The sequence below is a fragment of the Acidovorax sp. Root219 genome (genome assembly GCF_001428665.1).
In the GTDB taxonomy this organism is placed as follows: Bacteria; Pseudomonadota; Gammaproteobacteria; order Burkholderiales; family Burkholderiaceae_C; genus Acidovorax.
The window spans coordinates 217,117-241,754 of record NZ_LMIJ01000011.1; the positions used below are offsets into that span (position 1 = coordinate 217,117).

At 69.1% G+C, this 24,638-nt stretch carries 19 protein-coding genes; 8 read left to right on the plus strand and 11 right to left on the minus strand.

Annotated features, from left to right (window positions below; genetic code table 11):
* Positions 1-21 precede the first annotated feature (21 nt).
* The 5 genes from ASE28_RS11765 to ASE28_RS11785 all read left to right on the plus strand — a co-directional run bounded on the left by ASE28_RS11765 (position 22) and on the right by ASE28_RS11785 (position 7,523).
* Entirely contained in the window at positions 22-1,908 is a 1,887-nt protein-coding gene (locus ASE28_RS11765) for a feruloyl-CoA synthase (RefSeq protein WP_057266716.1), read from the plus strand.
* Between the two features lie 24 nt (positions 1,909-1,932).
* Positions 1,933-2,718 carry an SDR family NAD(P)-dependent oxidoreductase gene (locus ASE28_RS11770; protein WP_057266717.1) on the plus strand — a complete coding sequence of 262 codons (786 nt, stop codon included), beginning with the start codon at positions 1,933-1,935 and terminating at the stop codon, positions 2,716-2,718.
* Between the two features lie 51 nt (positions 2,719-2,769).
* Positions 2,770-3,762, plus strand: a complete 993-nt coding sequence (locus tag ASE28_RS11775; RefSeq protein WP_057266718.1) for a Bug family tripartite tricarboxylate transporter substrate binding protein — start codon at positions 2,770-2,772, stop codon at positions 3,760-3,762.
* A gap of 156 nt (positions 3,763-3,918) precedes the next feature.
* On the plus strand, positions 3,919-5,658 hold the full coding sequence (locus ASE28_RS11780; protein WP_057266719.1) for an acyl-CoA dehydrogenase family protein: 1,740 nt from the start codon (positions 3,919-3,921) through the stop codon (positions 5,656-5,658).
* A 107-nt stretch (positions 5,659-5,765) separates the two neighbouring features.
* Complete coding sequence (locus tag ASE28_RS11785; protein ID WP_082608050.1) at positions 5,766-7,523, plus strand: tannase/feruloyl esterase family alpha/beta hydrolase; 1,758 nt, start codon at positions 5,766-5,768, stop codon at positions 7,521-7,523.
* A 126-nt stretch (positions 7,524-7,649) separates the two neighbouring features.
* Here the strand turns inward: ASE28_RS11785 and ASE28_RS11790 are convergent, their stop codons facing one another.
* The 3 genes from ASE28_RS11790 to pcaB form a co-directional block, all read right to left on the minus strand.
* Positions 7,650-9,143 (minus strand): fumarate hydratase, encoded by a 1,494-nt coding sequence (locus ASE28_RS11790; RefSeq protein ID WP_057266721.1) that lies wholly within the window; start codon positions 9,141-9,143, stop codon positions 7,650-7,652.
* 3 nt (positions 9,144-9,146) lie between these two features.
* On the minus strand, positions 9,147-10,130 hold the full coding sequence (locus ASE28_RS11795; protein WP_057266722.1) for a tripartite tricarboxylate transporter substrate-binding protein: 984 nt from the start codon (positions 10,128-10,130) through the stop codon (positions 9,147-9,149).
* 64 nt (positions 10,131-10,194) lie between these two features.
* Positions 10,195-11,571, minus strand: a complete 1,377-nt coding sequence (gene pcaB / locus ASE28_RS11800; protein ID WP_057266723.1) for a 3-carboxy-cis,cis-muconate cycloisomerase — start codon at positions 11,569-11,571, stop codon at positions 10,195-10,197.
* A gap of 116 nt (positions 11,572-11,687) precedes the next feature.
* Here pcaB and ASE28_RS11805 point away from each other — a divergent pair, with 116 nt between their 5' ends.
* From ASE28_RS11805 to ASE28_RS11815, 3 genes are all read left to right on the plus strand, one after another.
* The gene (locus tag ASE28_RS11805) at positions 11,688-12,422 is read left to right on the plus strand and encodes a GntR family transcriptional regulator (protein WP_057266724.1); all 735 of its coding nucleotides are present in this window, start codon (positions 11,688-11,690) and stop codon (positions 12,420-12,422) included.
* Between the two features lie 88 nt (positions 12,423-12,510).
* Positions 12,511-12,891, plus strand: coding sequence for a VOC family protein (locus ASE28_RS11810; protein ID WP_057266725.1), 381 nt, complete (start codon positions 12,511-12,513; stop codon positions 12,889-12,891).
* Between the two features lie 11 nt (positions 12,892-12,902).
* Positions 12,903-13,418, plus strand: a complete 516-nt coding sequence (locus ASE28_RS11815) for an EVE domain-containing protein (protein ID WP_082608070.1) — start codon at positions 12,903-12,905, stop codon at positions 13,416-13,418.
* A 3-nt stretch (positions 13,419-13,421) separates the two neighbouring features.
* Here ASE28_RS11815 and ASE28_RS11820 read toward each other — a convergent pair whose 3' ends face one another.
* From ASE28_RS11820 to ASE28_RS11855, 8 genes are all read right to left on the minus strand, one after another.
* Positions 13,422-17,159 carry a molybdopterin cofactor-binding domain-containing protein gene (locus ASE28_RS11820; protein WP_057266726.1) on the minus strand — a complete coding sequence of 1,246 codons (3,738 nt, stop codon included), beginning with the start codon at positions 17,157-17,159 and terminating at the stop codon, positions 13,422-13,424.
* A complete protein-coding gene (locus ASE28_RS11825; protein ID WP_057266727.1) occupies positions 17,156-17,674 on the minus strand; it encodes a (2Fe-2S)-binding protein in 519 nt (172 codons plus the stop codon). The genes ASE28_RS11820 and ASE28_RS11825 overlap by 4 nt, the downstream gene beginning before the upstream one ends.
* 17 nt (positions 17,675-17,691) lie before the next feature.
* A complete protein-coding gene (locus ASE28_RS11830; RefSeq protein WP_200963937.1) occupies positions 17,692-18,870 on the minus strand; it encodes an ABC transporter substrate-binding protein in 1,179 nt (392 codons plus the stop codon).
* 153 nt (positions 18,871-19,023) lie between these two features.
* Entirely contained in the window at positions 19,024-19,749 is a 726-nt protein-coding gene (gene pncA, locus ASE28_RS11835; RefSeq protein ID WP_057267275.1) for a bifunctional nicotinamidase/pyrazinamidase, read from the minus strand.
* Between the two features lie 74 nt (positions 19,750-19,823).
* The gene (locus ASE28_RS11840) at positions 19,824-20,570 is read right to left on the minus strand and encodes an ABC transporter ATP-binding protein (RefSeq protein WP_369818159.1); all 747 of its coding nucleotides are present in this window, start codon (positions 20,568-20,570) and stop codon (positions 19,824-19,826) included.
* On the minus strand, positions 20,570-21,370 hold the full coding sequence (locus tag ASE28_RS11845; RefSeq protein WP_057266728.1) for an ABC transporter ATP-binding protein: 801 nt from the start codon (positions 21,368-21,370) through the stop codon (positions 20,570-20,572). Before ASE28_RS11845 ends, ASE28_RS11840 begins: the two co-directional genes overlap by 1 nt.
* Positions 21,367-23,262, minus strand: coding sequence for an ABC transporter permease (locus ASE28_RS11850; RefSeq protein WP_057266729.1), 1,896 nt, complete (start codon positions 23,260-23,262; stop codon positions 21,367-21,369). Before ASE28_RS11850 ends, ASE28_RS11845 begins: the two co-directional genes overlap by 4 nt.
* Positions 23,263-23,394: 132 nt before the next feature.
* On the minus strand, positions 23,395-24,594 hold the full coding sequence (locus ASE28_RS11855; RefSeq protein ID WP_235514503.1) for an ABC transporter substrate-binding protein: 1,200 nt from the start codon (positions 24,592-24,594) through the stop codon (positions 23,395-23,397).
* Positions 24,595-24,638 lie beyond the last annotated feature (44 nt).

Genomic DNA, 24,638 nt, shown 5'->3' on the forward strand with positions numbered 1-24,638 from the left:
CACACCGCCGGACCTCCACCCATGAGCGATCTCTCCACCCCCCTGGCCCCGCCGCGCTACCGCCCGGTGCCCTTTGGCGTCACCCGCGTCAACCTGCGCGAGGGCGCACCCGGCGTGCGCTACCTGCAAGCCGACCTGCCCCTGGGCGCATACGCGCGCCGGGTCACGGACTACCTGGTGCACTGGGCGGAGGTAGAGCCCGAGCGCAGCTTTCTCGCGCGCCGGGTGCAGCATGCCGACGGCAGCACCGGCAATACCGGCGATTGGCAGCACGTGACGTATGCCCAGGCGCTGGACGCCGCGCGCAGCATCGGCCAGGCGCTGCTGGACCGGGGGCTGAACGCCGAACGCCCGGTGGTGGTGCTCAGCGAAAACAGCCTGGAGCACGCGCTGATGGCGCTGGGCTGCATCTACGCGGGTGTGCCCTACTGCCCCGTCTCGCCCGCCTACGCCACGGTGAGCCAGGACTACGACAAGCTGCGCCACGTGCTGGACACACTGACGCCGGGCCTGGTGTTCGCGGCCGATGGCGCGCGCTTCGGCCGCGCCATCAAGGCCACCGTGGCGGCGGACGTGGAGGTCGTGCTGGCCCAGGGCGCCATCGAAGGCCGCCCGGCCACCACCTTCCAGAGCCTGCGCAATACCTTGGCCACGCCGGCAGTGGACGCGGCCATGCATGCCACGGGGCCGGGCACCATCGTGAAGTTCTTGTTCACCAGCGGCTCCACCAAGATGCCAAAGCCGGTGATCAACACCCAGCGCATGTGGTGCGCCAACCTGCAGCAGATCACCCTGTCGCTGCCCGTGCTGGCCGAAGCCCCGCCGATCCTGGTGGACTGGCTGCCGTGGAACCACACCTTCGGCAGCAACCACAACTTCGGGATCACGCTGCATCACGGCGGCACGCTCTACATCGACGACGGCAAGCCCACGGCAGCGCTGATCGGCGAGACCCTGCGCAACCTGCGCGAGATCGCGCCCACGGTGTACTTCAACGTGCCCACCGGCTTCGAGATGATCGCCGAGGCGATGAAGACCGATGCCGTGCTGCGCCGCACGCTGCTGTCGCGGGTGCGCATGTTCTTCTACTCGGGCGCAGGCCTGGCCCAGCCCATCTGGGACAGCCTGCACGCCACGCAGGAAGCCGAGCTGGGCGAGCGCATCGTCATGTCCACGGGCCTGGGGATGACCGAGTCGGCCCCCTCCGCCATGTTCTGCAACAGCCCTGACGTGCGCTCGGGCCACATCGGCGCGCCCGTGCCGGGCATGACGCTCAAGCTGGTGGACGTGGACGGCAAGACCGAGGTGCGCTACCGCGGCCCCAACGTGACGCCCGGCTACTGGCGCTCGGACGCCGCCACGCGCGAGGCCTTCGACGACGAGGGCTACCTGTGCACCGGCGATGCGGTGCTGTGGATCGACGACCACGACATCCACCGCGGCCTGCGCTTCGATGGCCGCATTGCAGAGGACTTCAAACTCTCCACCGGCACCTTCGTGAGCGTGGGCCCCATGCGCGCCAAGATCGTCGTGGCCGGCGCCCCCTACATCCAGGACGCGGTGCTCACCGGCCTGAACCGCAAGGAAGTGGGCGCCCTGCTGTTTCTTTCACCCGCCTGCCGTGAGGTGAGCGGGCTGGATGCCGACGCCCCCTGGGCCGAGGTCATCGCCAGCACCGGGGTGCGCCAGCGCATCCAGGCCGTCATCGACCACCTGGCGCGCGAATCCACGGGCAGTGCCAGCCGCGTGGCGCGCGCACTGCTGATGGCAGAGCCGCCCTCGCTCGACAAGGGCGAGATCACCGACAAGGGCTCGATCAACCAACGCGCCGTGCTCAAGCACCGGGATGCCCTGGTGCAGGCCCTGCACGACGGCAACGCCCCCGGCACCATCGTGCCCGCGGCCTGAAACGCACTACCCAAGGAGCCATCCATGCAGATACAAGGACAGACCGCCCTCGTCACCGGCGCCGCATCGGGCCTGGGCGAGGCCACCGCCCGCGAGCTGGCCCGCCTGGGCGCCAAGGTCGCGGTGCTCGACGTGAACACCGCCCTGGCCACCCAGGTGGCCGAGAGCATCAACGCACAGCATGGCGCCGGAACGGCCGTGGCCTGCACCTGCGACATCACCCAGACCGAGAGCGTGGCCGCCGCACTGGCCCAGGCCGAGGCGGCCCTGGGCCCGGCGCGCATCCTGATGAACGTGGCCGGCATCGGCAGCGCCAAGCGCGTGGTACAGCGCGACGGCAGCGCGGCGCCGCTGGAAGACTTTGCGCGCGTGGTGGGCATCAACCTCATCGGCAGCTACAACATCAGCCGGCTGTTCGCAGCCGCCTGCGCCAAGCTGGCGCCGCTCGACAACGGCGAGCGGGGCGTGATGATGTTCACCGCTTCGGTGGCCGCCTTCGACGGCCAGGTGGGCCAGCAGGCCTACAGCGCCTCCAAGGGCGGCCTGGTGGGCATGACGCTGCCCATGGCGCGCGACCTGGCGCAGCACGGCATCCGCGTGTGTACCGTGGCGCCGGGCCTGTTCGCCACGCCGCTCATGAAGGAGCTGCCCGAGGCCGTGCAGCAGTCGCTGGCGGCGAGCATCCCCTTCCCCCCGCGCCTGGGCAAGCCCGAGGAGTTCGCCGAGCTGGCGGCCCACATCGTGACCAACGGACACCTCAACGGCGAAGTCATCCGCCTCGACGGTGCCCTGCGCATGGCACCCAGATAGCGCCCCCGTTCCCTGCCCCGTCAACACACCATACCTATACCGGAGACAACCATGACGACGACACGACGCCACTTTGTTCACACCCTGGGCAGCGCCGCAGCCCTCGCAGCGCTTTATCCCCTGTCCTCCTTCGCGCAGGCGCTGGACCAGGTCAAGATCATGTACGGCTTTCCGGCCGGCAGCGCGGGCGACAGCGTGGCCCGCCGCGTGGCCGAGAAGCTGGGCGGCACGGCCTACAGCAAGAACCCGGGCTTCGTCGAGAACAAGCCCGGCGCCGGTGGCCGCATTGCGGTGGAAACGCTGAAGAACTCCCCCGCCGATGGCTCGGTGCTCACCCTGGCACCGGTATCGGCCCTGTCGGTGTATCCGCACATCTACCCCAAGCTCAGCTACAAGCCCGACGACGTGGTGCCTGTCTCCATCGGCGCGATCATGCACCACGGCCTGGCCGTGGGCCCGGCCGTGCCGGCCGAGGTGAAGACGCTCAAGGACTTCCTGGCCTGGGCCAAGGCCAATCCGGACAAGGCCAGCTACGGCTCGCCCGGCGCGGGCTCCATGCCCCACCTGCTGGGCGCGCTGCTGGGCATCCGTGCGGCAGTGGAGCTCAAGCACGTTCCCTACCGTGGCACCGTGCCCAGCATCACCGACCTGGTGGGCGGCCAGATCGCTGCCGCCATGAACCCCAGCGGCGACTACCTGCAGTACATGAAGACCGGCCGCGTGCGCGTGCTGGCCACCTCGGGCAAGAAGCGCTCGCCCTACCTGCCCGATGTGCCCACCTTCATCGAACTGGGCTACCCCGACGTGACGTCCGAGGAATGGTTCGGCTTCTACGCGCCGGCCAAGACGCCCGCCGCCACGCTGGCCAGCGCCAATGCCGCCATCACCGGCGCGCTCAAGGACAAGACCGTGATCGACGCGCTGGGCATCGTTGGCCTGGTGGCCCACGGCAGCACGCAGCAGGAGATGCTGGCCGACCAGAAGGCCGAGTTCGAGCGCTGGGGCCCGCTGGTCAAACAGATCGGGTTCACTTCAGAGTCTTGACTCTGGATTGGCTCCCCCCTGAGGCGCTGGCGCGCCTTCCCCCTGAGGGGGACGCCCCCGGTGGCCCGGCAAAGCCGGTTCCACGGTGGCGCTGGCCTTTGGCCGCGCCAGTTGCGAAGGCCATGGGTTAACGACGGACAAGGACGCACGATCAGCATGCAAGCACACCAGATCCTGGCCGATATCCAGCACCTGCTGACCGAAGTGCTCCAGGCGCCTTCGCAGTGGCAGGCGCTGGCGCCGTTTGCCGACACCGATGGCGGGCTGGCGGCGCAGGTGCTGGAGGAGGCCGCCAAGTTCGTGGACAGCGCCATCGCCCCGCTGCAGCGCACGGGCGACGAAGAGGGCTGCCACTTCGAGGCCGGCACCGTCACCACGCCCGCCGGTTTTCGCGCGGCCTACCAGGCCTTCTGGCAGGCCGGCTGGCCCTCGCTGGCCTGCGCGCCCGAAGACGGTGGCCAGGGCCTGCCCGCGGTGCTCGAATGCGTGCTGTTCGAATGGCTGGCTGGTGCCAACCATGGCTGGACCATGGCACCCGGCCTGCTGCACGGCGCCTACGAGTGCCTGCGCCACCATGGCAGCGAGGCCTTGAAGGCGCAGTACCTGCCGAAGATCGCCAGCGGCGAGTGGCTGGCCACCATGTGCCTGACCGAGGCCCATGCGGGCAGCGACCTGGGCCTGGTGCGCACGCGCGGCGTGCCCCAGCCTGATGGCAGCGTGCGCGTCAACGGCAGCAAGATCTTCATCTCGGGCGGCGAGCACGACCTGACCGACAACATCGTGCACCTGGTGCTGGCGCGCCTGCCCGATGCACCGGCGGGCCCCAAGGGGCTGTCGCTGTTCCTCGTGCCCAAGGTCTTGCCGAGCGGCGAGCGCAATGCCGTGGTGTGCGAACGCATCGAAGAGAAGATGGGCCTGCACGGCAGCCCCACCTGCGTGATGCGCTTCGACGACGCCACGGGCTGGCTGTTGGGCGAGCCCCACAAGGGCCTGGCCGCCATGTTCGTGATGATGAACGCCGCGCGCCTGCACGTGGGCCTGCAGGGCCTGGGCCTGCTCGAGGCGGCCTGGCAGAAGGCCAGCGCCTATGCGCACGAGCGCCGGCAGATGCGCGCTCCCAGGCCCATGGGCACAACGGCATCGCCGGGCCCTGATCCGATTGCCGAACACCCGGCCATGCGCCGCATCCTGCAGACACAGCGCGCCTGGATCGACGGCGGGCGCGTGCTGGCCTACCACACGGCCCTGCAGCTTGACGTGGCGCGCCACCACCCCGACGCGACCGAGCGCGCCGTGGCCCATCGCTGGTGCGCGCTGGTCACGCCCGTGCTCAAGGCCGCGCTGACCGACCAGGCCTTCCACGGCGCCAGCGCCTGCCTGCAGGTCTTCGGCGGCCACGGCTACGTGCGCGAATGGGGCATCGAGCAGATCGTGCGCGATGCGCGCGTGGCCATGATCTACGAGGGCACGAACGAGATCCAGGCCATCGACCTGCTGGTCCGCAAGGTGCTGGCCGATGGCGGCCAGGGCCTGTGTGCGCTGCTCGCATCCCTGCGTGCCGGCCTGCCCCCCGACGAAGCCGCCAACACCCGGCGCAATGCCCTGGCCGACACCACGCGCGCGCTGGCCGCCGCCGCCGCCACCCACCCCGAGCTGCCCTACTGGGTGGCCGACGACTACCTGCGGGCCGTGGCCCTGGTGCTGCTGGAGTGGGCCTGGGCGCGTGTCGCCGCGGCACCCGCCAGCCATGGGCCGCGCTGGACTGAACCGGCGCAGGCATGCAAGACCTGGGTGCTGCCCGAATTCGACATGCGCCTGGCCATCATTCGCCAGCGCCTGTCCACCGCTGCTGCCGACGTTCACCGACATACTGCGCCCGCCATGGCTGCCGCCTGACGGTCCACGCCTTTTCTCTCTTTGCTTTCCCCATCCCACAGCGCTTCGAGGCCGCGCTGCGGGTCTGCCTGCCTGCGCCTTGCGACAACACACGAGGAGACAACACCATGAAGACGAATGAGGGTATCTGGAGAATGCACCGTGGCCTGGGCCGCCCCCTGGCACTGGCCGCCCTGCCCGCCGCGGTATCGCTGCTGCTGGCCGGCTGCGGCGGATCCGACGGGGGGCTGCGGCAGCTCTCGGCGGCCTCGCCAGGCACGCTGCAGTCCTGCGCGAACCTGGCCACCACGCTGGCCCTGCCCAATACGCGCATCGCCTCCGCCGTGCCCGTGGCCGAGGGCGAACTCAAGGCCACCGGCGTGAACACCCCCATCCCGGCGCACTGCCTGGTCAAGGGGGCCATGAACCAGCGCACCAGCGCGGTCGATGGCGCGAGCTATGCCATCGGCTTCGAGATGCGCATGCCCGTGGCCTGGAACGGCCGCTTCCTCTACCAGGCCAACGGCGGGCTCGATGGCAGCGTGGTCACGGCCCTGGGCGCGACCAGCGGCGCGGCACCCGTCGCGCCGGCGCTGAGCCAGGGCTTCGCGGTGCTCAGCTCGGACGCGGGCCACAGCGCGCCCACGCCCTTCTTCGGCGTGGACCCGCAGGCCCGGCTGGACTATGGCTACCAGGCCGTGGGCAGCCTCACGCCCATGGCCAAGGACCTTATCAAGAGCGCCTACGGCAAGGCACCCGACCGCTCGTATTTTGCGGGCTGCTCCAACGGCGGGCGCCACGCCATGGTGGCGGCATCACGCTATGCGGACCAGTACGACGGCATCCTGGCCGGGAACCCGGGCTTTCACCTGCCCAAGGCCGCCACCACGCAGCTGTGGAAGGCCCAGCAGTACGCCAAGGTCTCCACCCCGGACGCCAGCGGCCAGCCCGACCTGAACACTTCGGTGACCGCAGCCGAGTACAGGCTGCTGGGTAGCCGCATCCTCGCCAAGTGCGATGCGCTGGACGGTGTCACCGACGGACAGGTGAACGACGTGGCGGCCTGCCAGGGCGCCTTCAACCTGCAAACCGACGTGCCCAGTTGCAGCGCCGGTGCCGCGCGGGACGGGACCTGCCTGACGCCAGCGCAGAAGAACGTGCTGGCCGACATCTTCGCCGGCCCGAAGAACAGCAAGGGCGAGGCGCTGTACACCGGCACCTGGTTCGACCCGGGCGTGGGCGGCGTCAACTTCGCACAGTGGCACCTGGGCTCGCCCGCCACGCGCGATGCCGGCGCCGTGGCCTTCATCTTCACTTCGCCGCCCTCCTCCGTGACGGCCTTCGGTGCCACCACGGGCCTGCAGTACGCGCTGAACTTCAGCATGGAGACCGACTACCCGAAGATGTTCGCCACCAGCGCGCTCTACCCCGAGTCGCCCTGGTCCTTCATGACGCCACCCAACGAGGCCGATCTGGGCGCCTTGAAGGAACGCGGTGCCAAGATGATGGTCTACCACGGTGTGGCCGACGGCGTGTTCTCGCCCGTGGACACCGCCAACTGGATGGACCGGCTGCAGGCCAACCACAAGGGCGATGCCGCCAGCTTTGCACGCCTGTACATGGTGCCCGGCATGAACCACTGCTCGGGTGGCCCCGCCACCGACCAGTTCGACATGCTGGCGCCGCTGGTGCAGTGGGTGGAACAGGGCAAGGCGCCCGATACCGTGCTGGCCCAGGCCCGCGGCGCCGGTGCCAATGTGGTCAACACCGAATTGCCCGCCAGTTGGTCGGCCAACCGCACCCGCCCGCTGTGCGTCTACCCCAAGGTGGCGCGCTACAACGGCACGGGAGATGTGGAGAGCGCTAGCAGCTTCAGCTGCCGGTGATGTAACTTGCCAATAGCCGGGCTATTGGCAAGCCGTGCGACAAGGCAGGCACCGCATGCCGGGGCCAGCCCGAAGGGAAAGCCTGCAGCGCGGGGGTGAAATGAATGATGACACGCCCTGGCGCCCTCAGACCAGCATGAAGCGGTGGATGCTCCGCCCCTGTGAGTCCACCGCCACGGTCACCGGAAAGTCCACCACCTCGAACTCATGGATGGCCTCCATGCCCAGGTCGGCGAAGGCCAGCACGCGTGCCTTGCGGATGGAGCGCGACAGCAGGTAGGCCGCGCCGCCCGTCGCCGCCAGGTAGGCACCCCCATGACGGCGAATGGAGGCAATGGCCTCGGGCCCGCGCTCGGCCTTGCCCACCATGGCCAGCAACCCGGTCTGCGCCAGCAGCGGCTCCACGAAGCGGTCCATGCGCGTGGCGGTGGTCGGGCCGGCCGGGCCCACGGCTTCGCCCGCCACGGCATCCACCGGGCCCACGTAGTAGATGGTGCGGCCGCGCAGGTCCACCGGCAACGGCTCGCCACGCTGCAGCAGGTCCACCAAGCGCTTGTGCGCCGCGTCGCGCGCGGTGAGCAGGGTGCCCGTGAGCAACAGGGTCTGGCCGACCTTCCATTGGCCGACCTCGGCGCGGTCCAGCGCATCGAGGTCCACGCGCACCGCGTCTTGCACCACGAAGCTATCGGGAATGCCGTCCCACGCATCGAGCGACAGCTCCGGCAGGGGTGCCGGCCCCGTGCCATCGAGCGTGAGGCGCAGGTAGCGCGTGGCGGCGCAGTTGGGGATCAGCGCCACGGGAATCGTGGCCGCATGGCAGGGCGCGGTGCGTACCTTCACGTCGAGCACGGCCGACAGGCCGCCGAGCCCCTGGGCGCCGATGCCCAGGGCATTGCTGCGCGCATGCAAGTCCAGGCGCAGTGCCTCTTCGGGCGTGGCTGCGCCACGCGCACACAGTTCGTCGATGTCGATGGCATCGAACAGCGACCGCTTGGCCAGCAGCATGGCCTGCTCGGGGCTGCCGCCGATACCGATGCCCAGCACCCCTGGTGGGCACCAGCCGGCGCCCATGCCTGGCAGCTGCGCCAGCACCCAGTCGGCCACGCTGTCGCTGGGGTTCAGCGTGGCAAAGCGCGCCTTGACGTCGCCGCCGCCGCCCTTGGCCACCACCAGCAGCTCCAGCGCATCGCCCTCCACGAGTTCGCAATGCACGATGGCGGGCGTGTTGTCGCGCGTGTTGGTGCGTGCGCCCAGCGGGTCGGCCACCATGGTGGCGCGCAGCGGGTTCGTAGGGTCGCCATAGGCGGTGCGCACCGCGTCGTCGACCACGGCCTGCAGGCTGCGCAGCGGCGCGCCGTCGTGCCGGATGAAAGCCACGCCGGCACCCAGGCGCAGGAACACCTGGGCCACGCCCGTGTCCTGGCACAGCGGGCGGCGGCCCAGCGCCGCCATGCGGCTGTTGACCAGCAACTGGCCCATGGCCGCGCGCGCCGGGGCATGGGTTTCGGCCGCATGGGCGCGCCGCAGTGCGCGCACGAAGTCGGGCGGATGCCGGTGGCTGATGAACTGCAGCGCCTGGGCGATGCTGGTGGCCAAGTCTTCCTGCGCGATGCGGGTCATGGCTCAGTCGATCTGGATCTTGGCGTCGGTCGCCACCTTGCGCCATTTCTCCACCTCGGCTGCCGTGTGTTTGGCAAAGGCCTCGGGCGCGTACTGCGCCTCGGGCAGCAGGTGGATGCCCTGCGCCACCATGCGCGCCGTCCAGGGCTTGTCGGCCAGGGCCTTGATGTAGGCCTGGTGCAGCTTTTGCACCATGTCCTTGGGCACACCCTTGGGTGCGTACAGGCCGTACCAGGTGGCGGCCTCGAAGCCGGGCAGGGTCTTGTCGGCCAGCACGGGCACGTTGGGGTACTGCTGCGGCATGGGGGTGAGCGAGGTCAGCGCAATCGCGTTGAGCCGCCCGCCCGTGACCTGGGGCAGCGCCGTGTTGCTCTGGTCGAACATGGCCTCCACCTGCCCGCCCACCAGGTCGTTCATGGCCGGGGCCGCGCCCTTGTACGAGATGGACGTGACCTCGATGCCGGCGCGCGACTCGAACAGCGCGGCGATCAGGTGCGAGGTGGAGCCCACGCCGGCATTGCCGAAGTTGATCTTGCGCGGATTGGCCTTGGCCGCCGCGATCAACTCGGCCGCCGTCTTGTAGGGCGAGCTCTTGGGCACCAGCAGCACCAGCGGTGTGTCCGGGAAGCGGAACACCGCATCGAAGTCCTTGACCGGATCGTAGGCCAGCTTCTTGTAGAGCGACGGCGCCGCGCCCATGTAGCCCATGTGGCCGACCAGGAAGGTGTAGCCGTCGGGCGTGGCCTTGGCCGCCTTGGCGGCGCCGATGGTGCCGCCCGCGCCCGCCGCGTTCTCGATGACGATGGACTGGCCGATCTGGCGGCCCACCTTGTCGGCGATGTCGCGCGCCATGGCGTCGGTGGGCCCGCCCGCCGCGAACGGCACGACCCAGGTGAGCGGCTTGGCGGGCCAGGCCTGCTGGGCGTGGGCGAAGGCGGCGGCGCACAGCAATGCGGCGGCGGCACCGAGGACTTGGGCGGTGTTCATGGACTTGTCTCCTGCAATGGTTGTGGGATGGAACGGAAAGCGCAAGCGGGGAATCAGGCGGGGCTCAGTGGCCGAGCGCGGCCGAGGCGGCCAGGGCGCGGTCCACCATGGCGGGCGCCAGGCCCAGGTAGTTGGCGGGGTCGGTGAGCCGGTCGATGGTGGCGCGGTCGACGTGGCGCATGACCTCGGGCAGCGCGGCCAGCGCCTCGGCCAGCGTGCCGCCATGTTCGTTGACGGTGCGGCAGGCGTCGTAGACCACGTCGTGCGCCTGCTGGCGACCCATGGCCGGCGCCAGGCCCATCATCACGGCCTCGGCCACGATCAGGCCCCGGCTGATCCCCAGGTTACCGCGCATGCGCGCCTCGTCCACGATGAGGCCGCCGAGCGCGAACTTCGCCTGGTGCAGCGCGCCGGCGGTGAGGATGAAGCTCTCGGGCAGCGCCAGCCACTCGGCATGCCAGGGGCCGGTGGCACGCTCGAAGTCCTGCACCATGGCATCGACCATCAGCCCCGCGTGCTGGCGCACGGCCTTGGAGGCCGCCAGCATCAGCTCGCTGGAGATCGGGTTGCGCTTTTGCGGCATGGTGCTGCTAGCGCCCCGGCCCTTCACGAAGGGCTCGTAGACCTCGCCGAACTCGGTGGAGGCCATGATCATGATGTCCAGCGCGATCTTGCCCAGCGAGCCGGTGACCAGGGCCAGCAGATTGACGGCCTCGGCGAAGCCGTCGCGCGCCACATGCCAGGTGGTCAGGGGCACGGCCAGGCCCAGTTCGTCGGCCAGCGCGGCCTGCACTTCGAAGCCCTTGTCACCCAGCGATGCCAGCGTGCCGGCAGCCCCGGCGAACTGCACCACCAGCACGCGCTTGCGCAGTTCGGCCAGGCGCTCCTGGTGGCGGTCGAACATGGCCAGCCAGATGGCCACCTTGTAGCCGAAGGTCACGGGCAGCGCCTGCTGCAGGTGGGTGCGGCCGGCCATGGGCGTGTCACGGTGCTTCGCGGCCAGCGCGGCGAGGATGCCGCGCAGCGCGCGGATGTCGGCCTCCACCAGCGCCAGCCCGTCGCGCAGTTGCAGCACGTTGGCCGTGTCCATGATGTCCTGGGTGGTGGCGCCCCAGTGCACGTAGCGCCCGGCCTCGCCGCACATCTCTACCAACTGGTGCACCAGCGGCAGGATGGGGTAGCCGACGATGTCGGTCTCGTGGCGCATGTGGTCGAAGTCCACGCGGTCCAGTCGCGAGTCGCGCGCGATGGCCTCGGCCGCCTCGGCCGGGATCACGCCGCAGCGCGCCTCGGCCCGCGCCAGCGCCACCTCCACCTCGATGTAGCGGGCGATCAGGGTGTGGTCGGAGAACACCTCGCGCATGCGGGGCGTGCCGAAGGCGTCGCGGAACAGCACCGAGTCGAGCACCGTGCTGGCAGGGGAAAACGAGGAGGAGGACATGGCGGCCTGGATATGTTGATAAAATACGAACATATATAAATGTTCGAACAAATAGACTGTAAATATGTTCGAACAAAACTCGATTTGGGGTTTTCCCTGAGCAGGAGCCTGTCCGCATGACCGCCGCCAAAAACACCGACCTCGCCCGCGACCTGTCCGAGGGCATTGCCTCGGGCCGCTTCGCCGTGGGCACGTTGCTGCCCACCGAGTTCGAGCTGTGCGACCAGTACGGCCTGAGCCGCTATGCCGTGCGCAAAGCGCTGGACGAACTGCAGGAGCTGGGCCTGATCTCGCGGCGCAAGAACGTGGGTACGCGCGTGGAGGCCATGCGGCCGCGTGCCGGCTTCACGCAGTCCATCGCCACGGTGGAAGAACTGGCACGCTTCGGTGCCGAACATGTGCGCACGGTGCAGTCGATCAACACGGTGGTCGCGGACCTGACGCTCGCCAAGGACCTGGCCTGCCCCGGCGGCACGCGCTGGCTGCACATCGCCTGCCTGCGCATGGAAGGAGGCAGCACACGGGCACGCCCGATCTGCTGGCTGGACCTGTACATCGACCCGGCGTATTCCGACATCGGCCCCATCGTGCGTGATGCGCCCGAGACGCTGGCCAGCTCCATCATCGAGGAGCGCTACGGCCGGCGCATCGTACGCATCCGCCAGGACATCGAGGCCGTGCTGGTACCACGCGAGCATGCCGAGGCCCTGCGCGCCGAGGCAGGTGCGCCGGCCCTGAAGATCACGCGGCACTACATCGACCCGGCCGACCAGGTGTTCGAGATCTCGGTCTCGCTGCACCCGGCGGACCGGTTCAAGTTTTCGATGGAAATGAACCGCGCCAGGGAATGAGGGCGCTGCTGCAAGCCTGCTGACAAACCGCTGTCAGCAGCAGGTCATCACCATCGGGGCTTCTTCATTTGCACACCAGGAGCCCTTCATGAAAAACGCCATCAGCTGGTTCGAAATCCCCACCACCCAACTGGACCGTGCCCAGGCTTTCTACGAGGCCGTGCTGGGCCAAGCCATGCGCCGCGAGTCCATGGGCCCGAGCGAAGGCGCGGTGTTCTCGTACGACCCGGAATCCGACGGAGCGGGTGGTGCGCTGATGATGGGGCCGACCGCGCCGCAGCTGGCAGCAGGCGCTGGCACCCTCGTCTACCTCGATGCTTCGCCTTCGCTCGATGCGGCCCTGGAGCGGGTGGTGGCGCAAGGCGGCAAGGTAGCCCTGCCGCGCCAGGCACTGCCGCCGGGCATGGGCTTCTTCGCGCACATCCATGACCTGGATGGCAACCGCGTCGGTCTGCACGCCGAGGCCTGAGGAGCATGGGCATGGCAGCAGCAAGCGCCTTGGCTCAGCCGACCCTGTGGGCCGACGCACCACAGCCCGCCATGGCCGCGCCACGCGGCAACTGGATCGCCGTGGCCAGCGCCAACCACGCCCGCCGCGGCTGCGTCGAGCCCGAAGCCGGCTACATGCAGGTGTGCCACGGCAAGGTCGCCCCGCTGCGGCGTGTGAAGCCCGGCGACAGGGTCGCGTACTACGCGCCCACGGTCACCATGGGCGGCAGCGACAAGCTGCAGGCCTTCGTCTCGCTGGGGCTGGTGAAGCCCGGCGAGCCCTATGCCTTCGACATGGGCGGCGGGTTCGTGCCGTTTCGCAAGGGCGTGGACTACGTGCCGGCCCGCGAGGCGGCCATCGCACCGCTGCTCGATCACTTCGAGTTCGTGCAGGACCGCGCGCGCTGGGGCTATGCGTTCCGTTTCGGGCTCTTCGCCATCAGCGACCATGACATGCGGCTGATTGCCGATGCCATGGGCGCCGACACGGATTCATTGCATTTCTGAAGGCTATGGATGGGCCGGGCCGGCGCGCACACGTGCCAGCGCGGCCGGCACATCGTTCCATGCGGGGCGCCCTGGCGCATAGCGCTGGCGCATATAGCCCGCGAGCTCTGCGATCTGCGCATCGCTGAGCGCGTCGCCAAAGCCGGGCATGAAGCCCAGCTCGCGCGAAGCCGGCTCGCGGATGCCGTGCACGATGACCTGCAGCAGGTTGTCTGGCCGGTCGCTGTGCAGGTTGCTGTTGAGCGCCAGCGGCACGTTCACGCCCAGGAGCTTGGGGCCGTTGCCGTCATGGTGGCAGGCGGCGCAGGCGCCGTCGAACAGGCGCTGCGCCTGGCCGGGCTGGGGCGCCAGTGCGGCCGCCTGTGCCACAGCGGCCTGCGCCTTCGTCAATGCTTCGGCAGCAGGCTCCGGGGTCGCGTTGAACGAGGCCAGGTACGTAGCCATGGCGCGGATGTCCTCGTCGGGCAGCTTTGCCAGTTCCTGCACCACGGGCGCCATGGGGCCGGAGGCACTGCCGTGCTCCGGGCTGTGGCCCTTGCGCAGGTAGCTGTACAGGGCCTCGCTGCTCCAGGGCACGGGCGCCTTCGACAGCCCGGTGAGGGCGGGCGCCTCCCAGCCATCGACCAGCGCGCCCGAAAGGAATGCCGCGCCGCCCATCTCCGCACCCAGCGCATTGCGCGGTGTGTGGCAGGCGCCACAGTGGCCCACGCCCTGCACCAGGTAGGCGCCGCGGTTCCATTCGGGCGGGCGCGCGGGGTCGGGCTTCCAGGGCGTGGCGTCGTGGAACAGCGCGTTCCAGCCCGCCATGAGCGGGCGCACGCTGAACGGAAAGGCCAGCTGCGTGGCCGGCACTTCGGAGCGCACCGGCGGCTGGGCCATGAGCCAGGCGTACAGCGCGGTCAGGTCGTCGTCGTCCATCTTCGCGAAGGATGTGTAGGGAAAGGCCGGGTACAGGTGCTTGCCGTCGCGCGAGATGCCCTCGCGCATGGCGCGCTGGAAGGCGCTGAAGGACCACAGGCCCAGGCCGGTCTGCGCGTCGGGCGTGAGGTTGGTGGTGGTGACGGTCCCGAAGGGCGTGTCCATGGCGCGCCCACCGGCATTCGGCGTTCCGCCCGGGGCCGTGTGGCAAACCACGCAGTCGCCGGCAGCCGCCACCAGGCGCCCACGTTCTATGGTGGCGGCGTTGTAGACCGAAGCACCTGCCGTCTGTGCGACCGGTGCGATGGCCGGGCGCCAGCCCAGCAGCGCCGCCCCCATGGCCAGGCCGCCGGCAGCCAGGGCCAATGCACGCGCCCAGTGGCTGCGCCGGCGCGGCCAGGTGGCCGTGGCGGGAACGGCCGGGGCGGGCAGCTCCAGTGTGGGCAGCACGTCGGCCGGCTCTGCCGGCGACCCTGCAGGGGCGGCACCGCCCTGCCCAGCTGCTGCGCCCAGCGGGTTGAGCCCCGCGCGCACCACCTCGGGCGTGAAGGGCGGCGCCCGGAAGCGCACGCCCGTGGCGTCGAAGATGGCGTTGGCAATGGCCGCCGTGCCGGGCACCGACGAGGACTCGCCCGAGCCCAGCGGCGCCTCGTCCTGCCGGGGCATGTGCATGACCTCGATGACCGGCACCTCGCGAAAGCTCAGGATGGGGTAGCTGCCCCACTCGCGTGTGTCCACCGCCTGCGTGACCGGGTCGAAGCGCACCTGCTCCTTGAGGGCCCGGCTGGTGGTCTGCACCACGTTGCCATGCACCTGGTGCTGCACCCCTGCGGGGTTGACCATCATGCCCGCATCGTGACCCACGACGACGCGGCGCACATGCACCTCGCCGGTCTTCCGGTTCACGTCCACGTCGGCCACCCAGGCGGCCCAGGCGGCGCCGAAGCCGGGCCATTTGCTGTGGATGTAACGCGCGTAGGCAAAGCCCTGGCCCTGCACCCAGTCGCCGTCGGCGCCCTGCAGCTCGCCGGGGCCGGGCACGCGCGGGCCGGTATGGGGCAACCAGCCAGCCTTCTCGGCCGTGGCCTTCACGAGTTCTGCCGCGCGCGGGTCGCTCAAGAGCTGCAGGCGGAACTCGACCGGGTCCACGCCGGCCGCGGTGGCCAACTCGTCCACATAGGATTCGTGCGCGAACGAGTTGGGCAGGGCCGACACGCCGCGCAGCCAGGAGGCGCGCACGATGGGTGCCATGTCGTTCACGGCCACGCGCAGGTTGTCGTAATCGTAGGGCGGGCGCGCGGTGCGGTCGCCCATCTCATAGGCCTGGGCCACGGGCTCGATGGTGCGCGTGAGCAGCAGGGCCAGCGTGGGCGCGCCGTTGGAGGGGTAGGACGCCTCGAAGTCGTAGGCGGCTACCGAGCCATCGGCATTGAGCCCGCCGCGCACCTGCATGAGCTGGGCCGTGCCCTTGGGCTCCCACAGGTGCTCCTGATCGCGTGTGAGCTGCACGCGCACGGGAGCACCCACGGCGCGCGAGAGCAGCGCGGCGTCGGCCGCCACGTCGTCGGCTCCATTGCGGCCGTAGCAGCCCGCGGCCTCCATGCGCACCAGGTCGATGTCCACGTCGGCCATGCCCATGAGGCGCGCCAGGTCGGCGCGCAGCACATGGGGGTTCTGCGTGCCGGCCCAGACGGCCATGCGCGGGCGGCCCGAGGTTTCGTCCTGCCGCCACTCGGCTACCGCGCACGAGGGGCCGATGGAGCCGTGCAGCTGGTACGGCCAGACATAGGTGCGCGGCATGGACTGCGCGGCTGCGGCCAGCGCGGCGTCCACGTCGCCCTCGTCCACCAGGCGGCGTTGCGTGGAGGGGTTGGCGCGGATGGCCTGGGCCAGGGCGTCCGGGCTGTCCTGCCGCGGGAAGCCGGGCCAGGGCTTCCAGTGCACGCGCAGCGCACGCATCGCCTCCTCGGCCTGTTCCTCGCGCTCGGCAACGATGCCCACGAAATCGCGCACCACCACCACCGCGCGGATGCCCGGGATGTGCGCGATGGACGACTGGTCCACCGATTCGAGCGTGTTGCCGATGAAGTCGCCATGGTCGGCCCCGGCATAGGGCGGGCGCACCACGCGGCCGTGCAGCATGCCGGGCACGCGCATGTCGTGCACGAAGACCAGCTCGCCGCTGACCTTGGCCGGTATGTCCACGCGCGGCACCGACTGGCCGACCACGGTGTAGTCGGCCGTTGGCTTGGTGGGCGTGGCCTCGGCGAGCTCCAGCGCGGTGTGCGCGCCAGCCAGCAGTTCGCCATAGGCCACCCGGCGGGCTGGGTCGGCCGCCACCTGCACCACGCCGGCCTGCACCTGCAGCGCATCGGTCGCCACGCCCAGGCGCTCGGCGGCCTGGGCCACCAGCCAGTGGCGCGCCTGCGCTGCGGCGGTGCGCAGGGGTTTGGCGTGTATCTGGATCGAGGCGCTGGCAATGGTCGCGCCCTGGTTGGGCGCGCGCGTGGTATCGCCCAGCACCATGTTCACGCGCTCAAGGGGAACGTCCAGCTCCTCGGCCACGATCTGCGCAAGCGCCGTGCGGATGCCGGTGCCCAGGTCGACGTGGCCATTGAGGGCGGTCACGCTGCCATCGTCCCACACGGCCAGCAGGATCTCCACGCCCTCGGCCGGGTTGCCGGCCACCAGCGCGGGCTGGCCCTTCACAGGCGGGGGTGCGGGCGGCGGGTTGCGCACGACCAGCAGCACCCCCTGTGCGGCATGGAAGTCGGCGCGTGTGAGCGGGCTGTGCGCGCGCAGCGGTACCAGGGGCGCGTTCATGCGGCCACCCCGCGCACCAGCACCGCCGCGCGCTGCACGGCGCGGATGATTTCCACATGCGTGCCGCAGCGGCACAGGTTGCCCGAAAGCTCGCGGCGGATGGCGGCCTCGTCGGGGTCGGGGTTGCGTTCGAGCAGCGCCACGGCCATCATCACCATGCCGCTCAGGCAGTAGCCGCACTGGGCCGCCTGCTCGTCCACGAAGGCCTGCTGTACCGGATGCAGCCCTCCCTCACAGCTGCCGCCATGGCGGCGCGCGGGCAGGCCCTCCAGCGTCGTCACCTCCCGCCCCGCCACGCCGTGCGCAGGGATCACGCAGGCGCGTGCCGCCACCCCGTCCACCAGCACCGTGCAGGCGCCGCACTGGCCCAGGCCGCAGCCGTACTTGGGGCCGTTGAGCGAGAGGTCGTTGCGCAGCACATGCAGCAGCGTGGCGCCCGCGCCCGGGGCACCTGCTGGCAGCTCACATGGCTGGCCATTGACGGAAAGGGTGAGAACGGTGGCTGGGGTCTGCATGGATCCTGAATGAAACGTCAGCGGCGCAGGCTGCCGGTGCGGGTGTACATCTCCAGGTCCACGAAGTTGGACCCATTGTGGTTGTTCGGACCGTACTGCACCGGGAAATCGCCGAACTTGGTGGTACCCATGTCTTCCATGGCCTTGATGAAGGCCTCGCGCGTGAGGTTGCGCCCCGCGCGCCTGAGGCCTTCGACGAACACGCGCGCGGCGATATAGCCTTCGAGCATGGTGTAGCTGTCGATCTTGGCACCGGCATCGGTGCGGTCCTTGCGGTAGTCGACCACGATGGGCAGGCGGCTGGCCTGCGGCGAGGGCACGATGCTGGCCGTGACCAGGCCCTCGATGCCGCCATTGAGGCGCTGGGCCGAGCCCGGCGCATCGGTGATGCCCACCGAGATGGTGTACAGCGGCGCGGCGCCGCCACCGGCACGGTAGTCGCGCAGGAACACCTCCACCATCTTGCCGGCCATGATCATCACCACCGCGCCGGGCTGGGCCTTGGTGAGCTGGGCCACCTGGGCCTTGGCGTCGGTGGCGGCAATCTCCAGAGGCACCGACTCGACCACCTTGACCTTCAGGCCCTGGGCGATCTGCAGGCAGGTCTCAAGGTTGGACTTGCCGAACGCGCTGTTCTGGTAGGCGACCGCGATGTTGGTGATGCCCAGCGTGGCCAGGTGGCCCACGATCTTGCGCAGCTCGGTCTCGTAGCTGGCGCGCACGTGGAACAGGTAGCGGTTGTGCGTGGTGCGGAACGAGGTAGTGCCTACCAGCGGCGCGAACATGGGCACGCCGGCCTTCTCGGCCAGCGGCATGGCGGCGATCAGGTTGCCCGTGGCCACGTAGCCGATCAGGGCGAAGACCTTTTCCTCGTCGATCAGGCGCGCCGTGTTCTCGGCGGTCTTCTTGGGCTCGTAGGCGTCGTCGAGCGAGACGAGTTCGAGCTTGCGCTCGAACACCCCGCCGGCCTTGTTGGTGCGGTCGAAGTACAGGGAGATGCCGGCCTTGTAGTCCACGCCGAAGTCCTTGGCGGGCCCGGTGAAAACAGCGGACTGCCCCACTTTGATGCTCTTGTCCGTCACCCCGGTCTCTGCCGCCATGGCCGTCGTCGCCGAACTGCCCAGGGCCGTCGCCGCCATGGCCATCAGCACGGCCCTGCGGTCGGTGCGCCCATCCCTCATCCCACGGTACTTCATGAAACGCTCCTTACATCAAAGGTGGCAGTTTCCCCGCAACACGAGGGACTGTGCAACCATTTACAGGGGGTGTTGCGAAACCGTCAAAGACGGATTCCCACGCTGCCGGCCATGCGGCAGCCACCGATGGTTTGCAAGTCCCGTGCCCATGGCTCAGGCGATGTCGAGGTCGCTCGACTGGATGCGCTTGACGCCTTTGGCCTTCATCTGCTTCCAGGCCGCCTCCAGCGAGCCGTTGAGGTCGATGGCGCGGCAGGCGTCTTCCACCACATAGGTTTCGAAGCCCAGGCGCTTGGCGTCCAGGGCCGTCCAGGCCACGCAGAAGTCGGTGGCCAGGCCGGTCACGAACACCGTCTTGATGCCGCGCTGCTTGAGGTAGCCCGCGAGGCCCGTGGAGGTCTTGCGATCCGCCTCCTCGAAGGCCGAGTAGCTGTCCACATGCTCGTGGAAGCCCTTGCGCAGAATCACCTGGGCCTGGGGCAGTTTCAAATCCTTGTGCAGGGCCGCATCGTCGGTGCCGCGCACGCAGTGGTCGGGCCACAGCACCTGCTGGCCGTAGCTGAGCTTGGTGTTCTCGAAGGGCTTCTTGCCGGCATGCGTGCTGGCGAACGAGGCATGGCCCGGCGTGTGCCAGTCCTGCGTCACGACCACGTTCTCGAACGCGGTGGCGATGCGGTTGATGACCGGCACCACCTCGTCGCCCTTGGCCACGGGCAGCGTGCCACCGGGCACGAAGCAGTTCTGCACGTCCACGACGATCAGCGCTGCGCGTTCGCCGGGCTTGATCTTGCCCGCTGCAAAGGCCAGGGGCATGCCGGCCCCCGCGAGGGTGAGGGCGGCGGCGGATTGGAGGAAGAAACGGCGCTGGGCAGGGATCATCATGGCGGACACTCCGGTTGGGAACGCACTGGCAGATCGGTACGGGCCCAACAGGCCCGCGCCGGGAAAATCCTTCAAACGCTCAGGTAGGACCTGCGCACCTCGTCGTTGGCGGCCAGCTCGGCCATGGACGCCTGGTAACGGATCTGGCCCTTTTCGAGCACGTAGGCACGGTCGGACACGAGTTCGGCGAAATGCATGTTCTGTTCGGACAGCAGGATGCTCACGCCCTGGGCCTTGAGCTCCAGGATCATCTGCGCCATCTGCTCGACGATGACCGGGGCCACGCCTTCGGAGGGTTCGTCGAGCAGCACCAGGTAGGGGTTGCCCATCAGCGTGCGGGCCACAGTCAGCATCTGCTGCTCACCGCCGCTCATGCGGCCGCCGGGGCGCTGGGGCATCTCGCCCAGGTTGGGGAACAGCTTGAACAGGGCCTCGGGCGTCCACAGCGGCGCTGCCGTGCCGTCGGGCCAGTGGCGCGCGGGCTGGCGGCCCACGGCCAGGTTCTCCATCACCGTGAGGTCGGTGAACACGCGGCGGTCCTCGGGCACGAAGCCCAGGCCCAGGCGCGCCGCATCGTGTGGGTCGCTTTTGGAGATGTCCTTGCCCATGAAGCGGATCTGCCCCTTGCGCTTGGCCAGCATGCCCATCAGCGTCTTGAGCGTGGTGGACTTGCCCGCGCCGTTGCGGCCCATCAGCGCCACGACCTCGCCGCGGCGCACGTTGAGGTCCACGTCGTACAGGATCTGCGCAGCGCCGTACCAAGCCTGCAGGCCCTTGGCCTCCAGCAACACGTCCTTGGAATCAATCGTCGTCGTCATCATGCGGTCTCCGCAGGCCCAGCAGCAATCGCTGCACCGGCCGTCTTTTTCTCGAAGGTCTTGCCGGTGCCGAAGTACACCTCCTGCACCTTGGGGTGGTCGCGCAGCTCCAGGGGCTTGCCCTCGGCGATCAGGCGCCCGCGCGCCAGCACGATCATGCGGTCGGCGTAGGCGAACACCACGTCCATGCTGTGCTCGGTGAACAGCACGGCCATGCCGCGGTCGATCACGAGTTGCTTGGTCAGCGCCATGAGCTCGTTGCGCTCCTTGGGCGCCATGCCGGCCGTGGGTTCGTCCATGAGCAGCAGCTTGGGCGCGTTGGCCATGGCGATGGCCAGCTCCACGCGCTTCACGTCGCCGTAGGCCAGCACGCTGCAGGGGCGGTCGGCCTGGGCCTTCATGCCCACCTGCTCAAGCAGGGCCAGGGCCTCATCACGCTTGTGCTCCGAGGCCTTGCGGAACATCGAGAACAGGCGGCTGTCGTTGGAGATCAGCGCCATCTGCACGTTTTCCACCACGGTCAGCGAGGAGAAGGTCTCGGCGATCTGGAAGGTGCGGCCCACGCCCATGCGCCAGATATCGCGCGGCTTGCGGCCCACCAGCTCCTGGCCGTTGAGCTGGATCGAGCCCACGTCGGCCGGCAGTTGGCCGTTGACCATGTTGAAGGTGGTGGACTTGCCGGCGCCGTTGGGGCCGATCAGGGCCAGCAGCTCGCCGGCCGCCAGCTCGAAGTGGATGCCGTCGACGGCCTTGACCCCACCGAAGGACTTGCCCAGGCCGGTGACTTTGAGCAGGCTCATGCTGCCTCCTTGGCTTCGCGCTTGTTATCGAAGAGTTGCTTGATGGCCCCCGCGATGCCCTGCGGGAACAGCAGCACCAGGATCAGGATGATGGCGCCCAGCATGGCGCGCCAGTAGTCGGTGTTGCGTGCCACGGTGTCGTGCAGCCAGGTGAAGGTGACCGCACCCACCACCGGGCCGGCCAGCGTCTGGATACCGCCCAGCAGCACCATCACCAGGCCGTCGACCGACTTGCCCACGTGCAGCGCCTCGGGCGAGATGCTGCCCTTGGAGAAGGCGAACAGCGCACCGCCCAGGCCCGCGAACAGGCCGGCGATGACAAAGGCCGTCCACTGCATGCGCTTGACGTCGATGCCGATGGCATCGGCGCGCAGCACCGAGTCGCGCCCGGCGCGCAGCGCATAGCCAAAGGGCGAGAACAGCACCCGGCGCAGCGCCAGCACGCCGCCCACCACCAGGGCCAGCGTGAGGAAGTAGTAGTTGCGCTTGTCCGACAGCCACTCGGCCGGCCACACGCCCGTGAGGCCGTTGCTGCCGCCGGTGAAGCCATCCCACTGGTAGCAGATGGCCCAGGTGATCTGCGCAAAGGCCAGCGTCAGCATGGCCAGGTACACGCCCGACAGGCGCACGCAGAACCAGCCATAGATCAACGCACCGGCCGCCGCGGCCAGCGGGGCCAGCAACAGCGCCGCTTCCATCGGGATGCCGGCCGAGCGCACCAGCAGCGCAGCCGCATAGGCCCCAAGGCCGAAGTACGCGGCATGGCCGAACGAATGCATGCCCGCCGGCCCCATGATGAAGTGCAGGCTGGCCGCGAACAGCGCCGCGATCAAGAGGTCGATCATCAGCACGGTGAGATAGGGCGAACCGGTGGTGACGAAGGGCAGCAGCACCAGCGCGGCCACCAGCACGGCCGCACCGATCTTGTACCAGGGCGGCGAGGCGCGCAGAGGCGCTTCGGGAATACCGGTGTTGCGGCTGGCAGCCTGTGGCTTGCCCATCAGCCCCCAGGGGCGCACCACGAGCACGACGGCCATCACCAGGAACTCGACCACCAGCGTGAGCTTGGAGAACGACACGCTGTAGCCGAAGATTTCGACCACGCCGAGCCAGATGCAGATGGCCTTGATCTCGGCGATCAGCAGCGCGGCCACATAGGCGCCCGGGATGGAGCCCATGCCGCCCACCACCACCACCACGAAGGCGGCGCCGATGGTGTTCAGATCCATCTCCAGCGTGGCCGGTTCGCGCGGCAGCTGCAGCGCACCGCCCAGGCCCGCCAGCAAGGCGCCCAGGGCGAACACCGCTGTGAACAGCCAGGCCTGGTTCACGCCCAGGGCGCTGACCATCTCGCGGTCCTGCGTGGCGGCACGCACCAGCGTGCCCCAGCGGGTGCGGGTGAGCAAGAGCCACAGCAGGCCCAGCACCACCGGGCCGACGACGATCAGGAACAGGTCGTACGAGGGGAATTGCCGCCCCAGGATGCTGACCGAGCCCGACAGGCCCGGCGCACGCGGGCCGAGCAGTTCCTCGGGGCCCCAGATCCACAGCGCGGCGTCCTTGATCACCAGCACCAGCGCAAAGGTCGCCAGCAGCTGGAACAGCTCGGGTGCCTTGTAGATGCGGCGCAGCAGCACCACCTCCACCAGGGCACCGAGCGCGCCGACCACCACGGCCGACAGCAGCAGCGCGGGCCAGAAGCCCAGGCCGGTGCCCAGCTTGGCCACCATGGAGTAGGCGACGTAGATGCCCACCATGAAGAACGAGCCATGCGCGAAATTCACGATGCGCGTGACGCCGAAGATCAGCGAAAGCCCGGCGCCCACGAGGAACAGCGAGGAGGCCCCCGCCAGTCCATTGAGCAGCTGAACGATAAAACTCGATAAACTCATTCCAGATCCTTCGGCAACACTTGTCCCTCGGGCATGTCCGTCTGCCCGTTCGCGTGCATGTGGGGTAGCAATATGGCCTCAGGGGCTAGCGGACGCAAGTGTCCGCAGCCGCCTCAGGCCGGGGACCAGCCGTCAGTCGGCCGGGCGCATCTTCTTGACTTCGTCGTTCGTAGGCTGCACCTTGGCGCCGTCCACGTAGCGGTAGTCGACCATCACGCCCTTGCCACCCTCGTTCTTGGTGCGGCCCACGTAGCCGCCCATGGTGGACTGGTTGTCCTCGGGGCGGTAGGTGATGCGGCCGAACGGCGTGGGCACCTGCAGGCCCTTGAAGGCAACGACCAGCTTTTCGGTGTCGGTGGAGCCGGCCTTCTTGATGCCCTCGGCCAGCGACTTGATGGCGCTGTAGCCCACGACCGAGCCCAGGCGCGGGTAGTCGTTGAACTTGCCTTGGTAAGCCGTTTGGAAGGCCTTGTGCTCGGGCGTCTGCAGGCCGTACCAGGGGTAGCCGGTCACGATCCAGCCGTTGGGGGCCTCGTCCTTGAGCGGGTCCATGTACTCGGGCTCGCCGGTCAGCAGGCTGACCACTTCACGGTCCTTGAACAGGCCACGCGTGTTGCCTTCGCGCACGAACTTGGACAGGTCGGCGCCGAACAGCACGTTGAAGATCGCATCGGGCTTGGCATCGGCCAGGGCCTGCACCACGCTGCCCGAGTCGACCTTGCCCAGCGGGGGCGCCTGCTCGACGACGAATTCCACGTCCGGCTGCGCGGCCTTGAGCAGTTGCTTGAAGGTGGCCACGGCCGACTGGCCGTATTCGTAGTTGGGGTAGACCAGCGCCCAGCGCTTCTTCTTCAGGGCCACGGCCTCGGGCACCATCATCGACACCTGCATGTAGGTGGAGGGACGCAGGCGGTAGGTGTAGCGGTTGCCGTTCTGCCAGACGATCTTGTCGGTCAGCGGTTCGCCGGCCAGGAAGAAGAACTTCTTTTGCTTGGCGAAGTCGGTCAGCGCCAGGCCCACGTGCGAGAGAAAGGAGCCGGTGAGCACATCCACCTTCTCGCGCGAGACCAGTTCCTCGGCGGCGCGCACGGCATCGCCGGGGTTGCCGTTGTCGTCGCGGATCACGAGCTGGACCTTCTTGCCCAGCAGGCCACCTGCGGCGTTGATCTCGTCCACTGCCAGCTCCATGCCCTTCTTGTAGGGCTCCAGGAAGGCGGGCTGGGCCTTGTAGCTGTTGATCTCACCGATCTTGATGACATCCTGGGCCATCGCGGGAGCGATTGTGGCGGCCAGCGCGGCAGCGGCCGTAGCACGCATGAGGGTCTTAAGCATCGTCATGGAAACACTCCTGATGGATTGGATGGGAGAGAAACAGC

Coding starts and splice junctions, on each gene's coding strand:
- ASE28_RS11765 (WP_057266716.1), top strand. CDS start 22: ATGAGCGATCTCTCCACCCCCCTGGCCCCGCCGCGCTACCGCCCGGTG.
- ASE28_RS11770 (WP_057266717.1), top strand. CDS start 1,933: ATGCAGATACAAGGACAGACCGCCCTCGTCACCGGCGCCGCATCGGGC.
- ASE28_RS11775 (WP_057266718.1), top strand. CDS start 2,770: ATGACGACGACACGACGCCACTTTGTTCACACCCTGGGCAGCGCCGCA.
- ASE28_RS11780 (WP_057266719.1), top strand. CDS start 3,919: ATGCAAGCACACCAGATCCTGGCCGATATCCAGCACCTGCTGACCGAA.
- ASE28_RS11785 (WP_082608050.1), top strand. CDS start 5,766: ATGAAGACGAATGAGGGTATCTGGAGAATGCACCGTGGCCTGGGCCGC.
- ASE28_RS11790 (WP_057266721.1), bottom strand. CDS start 9,143: ATGACCCGCATCGCGCAGGAAGACTTGGCCACCAGCATCGCCCAGGCG.
- ASE28_RS11795 (WP_057266722.1), bottom strand. CDS start 10,130: ATGAACACCGCCCAAGTCCTCGGTGCCGCCGCCGCATTGCTGTGCGCC.
- pcaB (WP_057266723.1), bottom strand. CDS start 11,571: ATGTCCTCCTCCTCGTTTTCCCCTGCCAGCACGGTGCTCGACTCGGTG.
- ASE28_RS11805 (WP_057266724.1), top strand. CDS start 11,688: ATGACCGCCGCCAAAAACACCGACCTCGCCCGCGACCTGTCCGAGGGC.
- ASE28_RS11810 (WP_057266725.1), top strand. CDS start 12,511: ATGAAAAACGCCATCAGCTGGTTCGAAATCCCCACCACCCAACTGGAC.
- ASE28_RS11815 (WP_082608070.1), top strand. CDS start 12,903: ATGGCAGCAGCAAGCGCCTTGGCTCAGCCGACCCTGTGGGCCGACGCA.
- ASE28_RS11820 (WP_057266726.1), bottom strand. CDS start 17,159: ATGAACGCGCCCCTGGTACCGCTGCGCGCGCACAGCCCGCTCACACGC.
- ASE28_RS11825 (WP_057266727.1), bottom strand. CDS start 17,674: ATGCAGACCCCAGCCACCGTTCTCACCCTTTCCGTCAATGGCCAGCCA.
- ASE28_RS11830 (WP_200963937.1), bottom strand. CDS start 18,870: ATGAAGTACCGTGGGATGAGGGATGGGCGCACCGACCGCAGGGCCGTG.
- pncA (WP_057267275.1), bottom strand. CDS start 19,749: ATGATCCCTGCCCAGCGCCGTTTCTTCCTCCAATCCGCCGCCGCCCTC.
- ASE28_RS11840 (WP_369818159.1), bottom strand. CDS start 20,570: ATGACGACGACGATTGATTCCAAGGACGTGTTGCTGGAGGCCAAGGGC.
- ASE28_RS11845 (WP_057266728.1), bottom strand. CDS start 21,370: ATGAGCCTGCTCAAAGTCACCGGCCTGGGCAAGTCCTTCGGTGGGGTC.
- ASE28_RS11850 (WP_057266729.1), bottom strand. CDS start 23,262: ATGAGTTTATCGAGTTTTATCGTTCAGCTGCTCAATGGACTGGCGGGG.
- ASE28_RS11855 (WP_235514503.1), bottom strand. CDS start 24,594: ATGCTTAAGACCCTCATGCGTGCTACGGCCGCTGCCGCGCTGGCCGCC.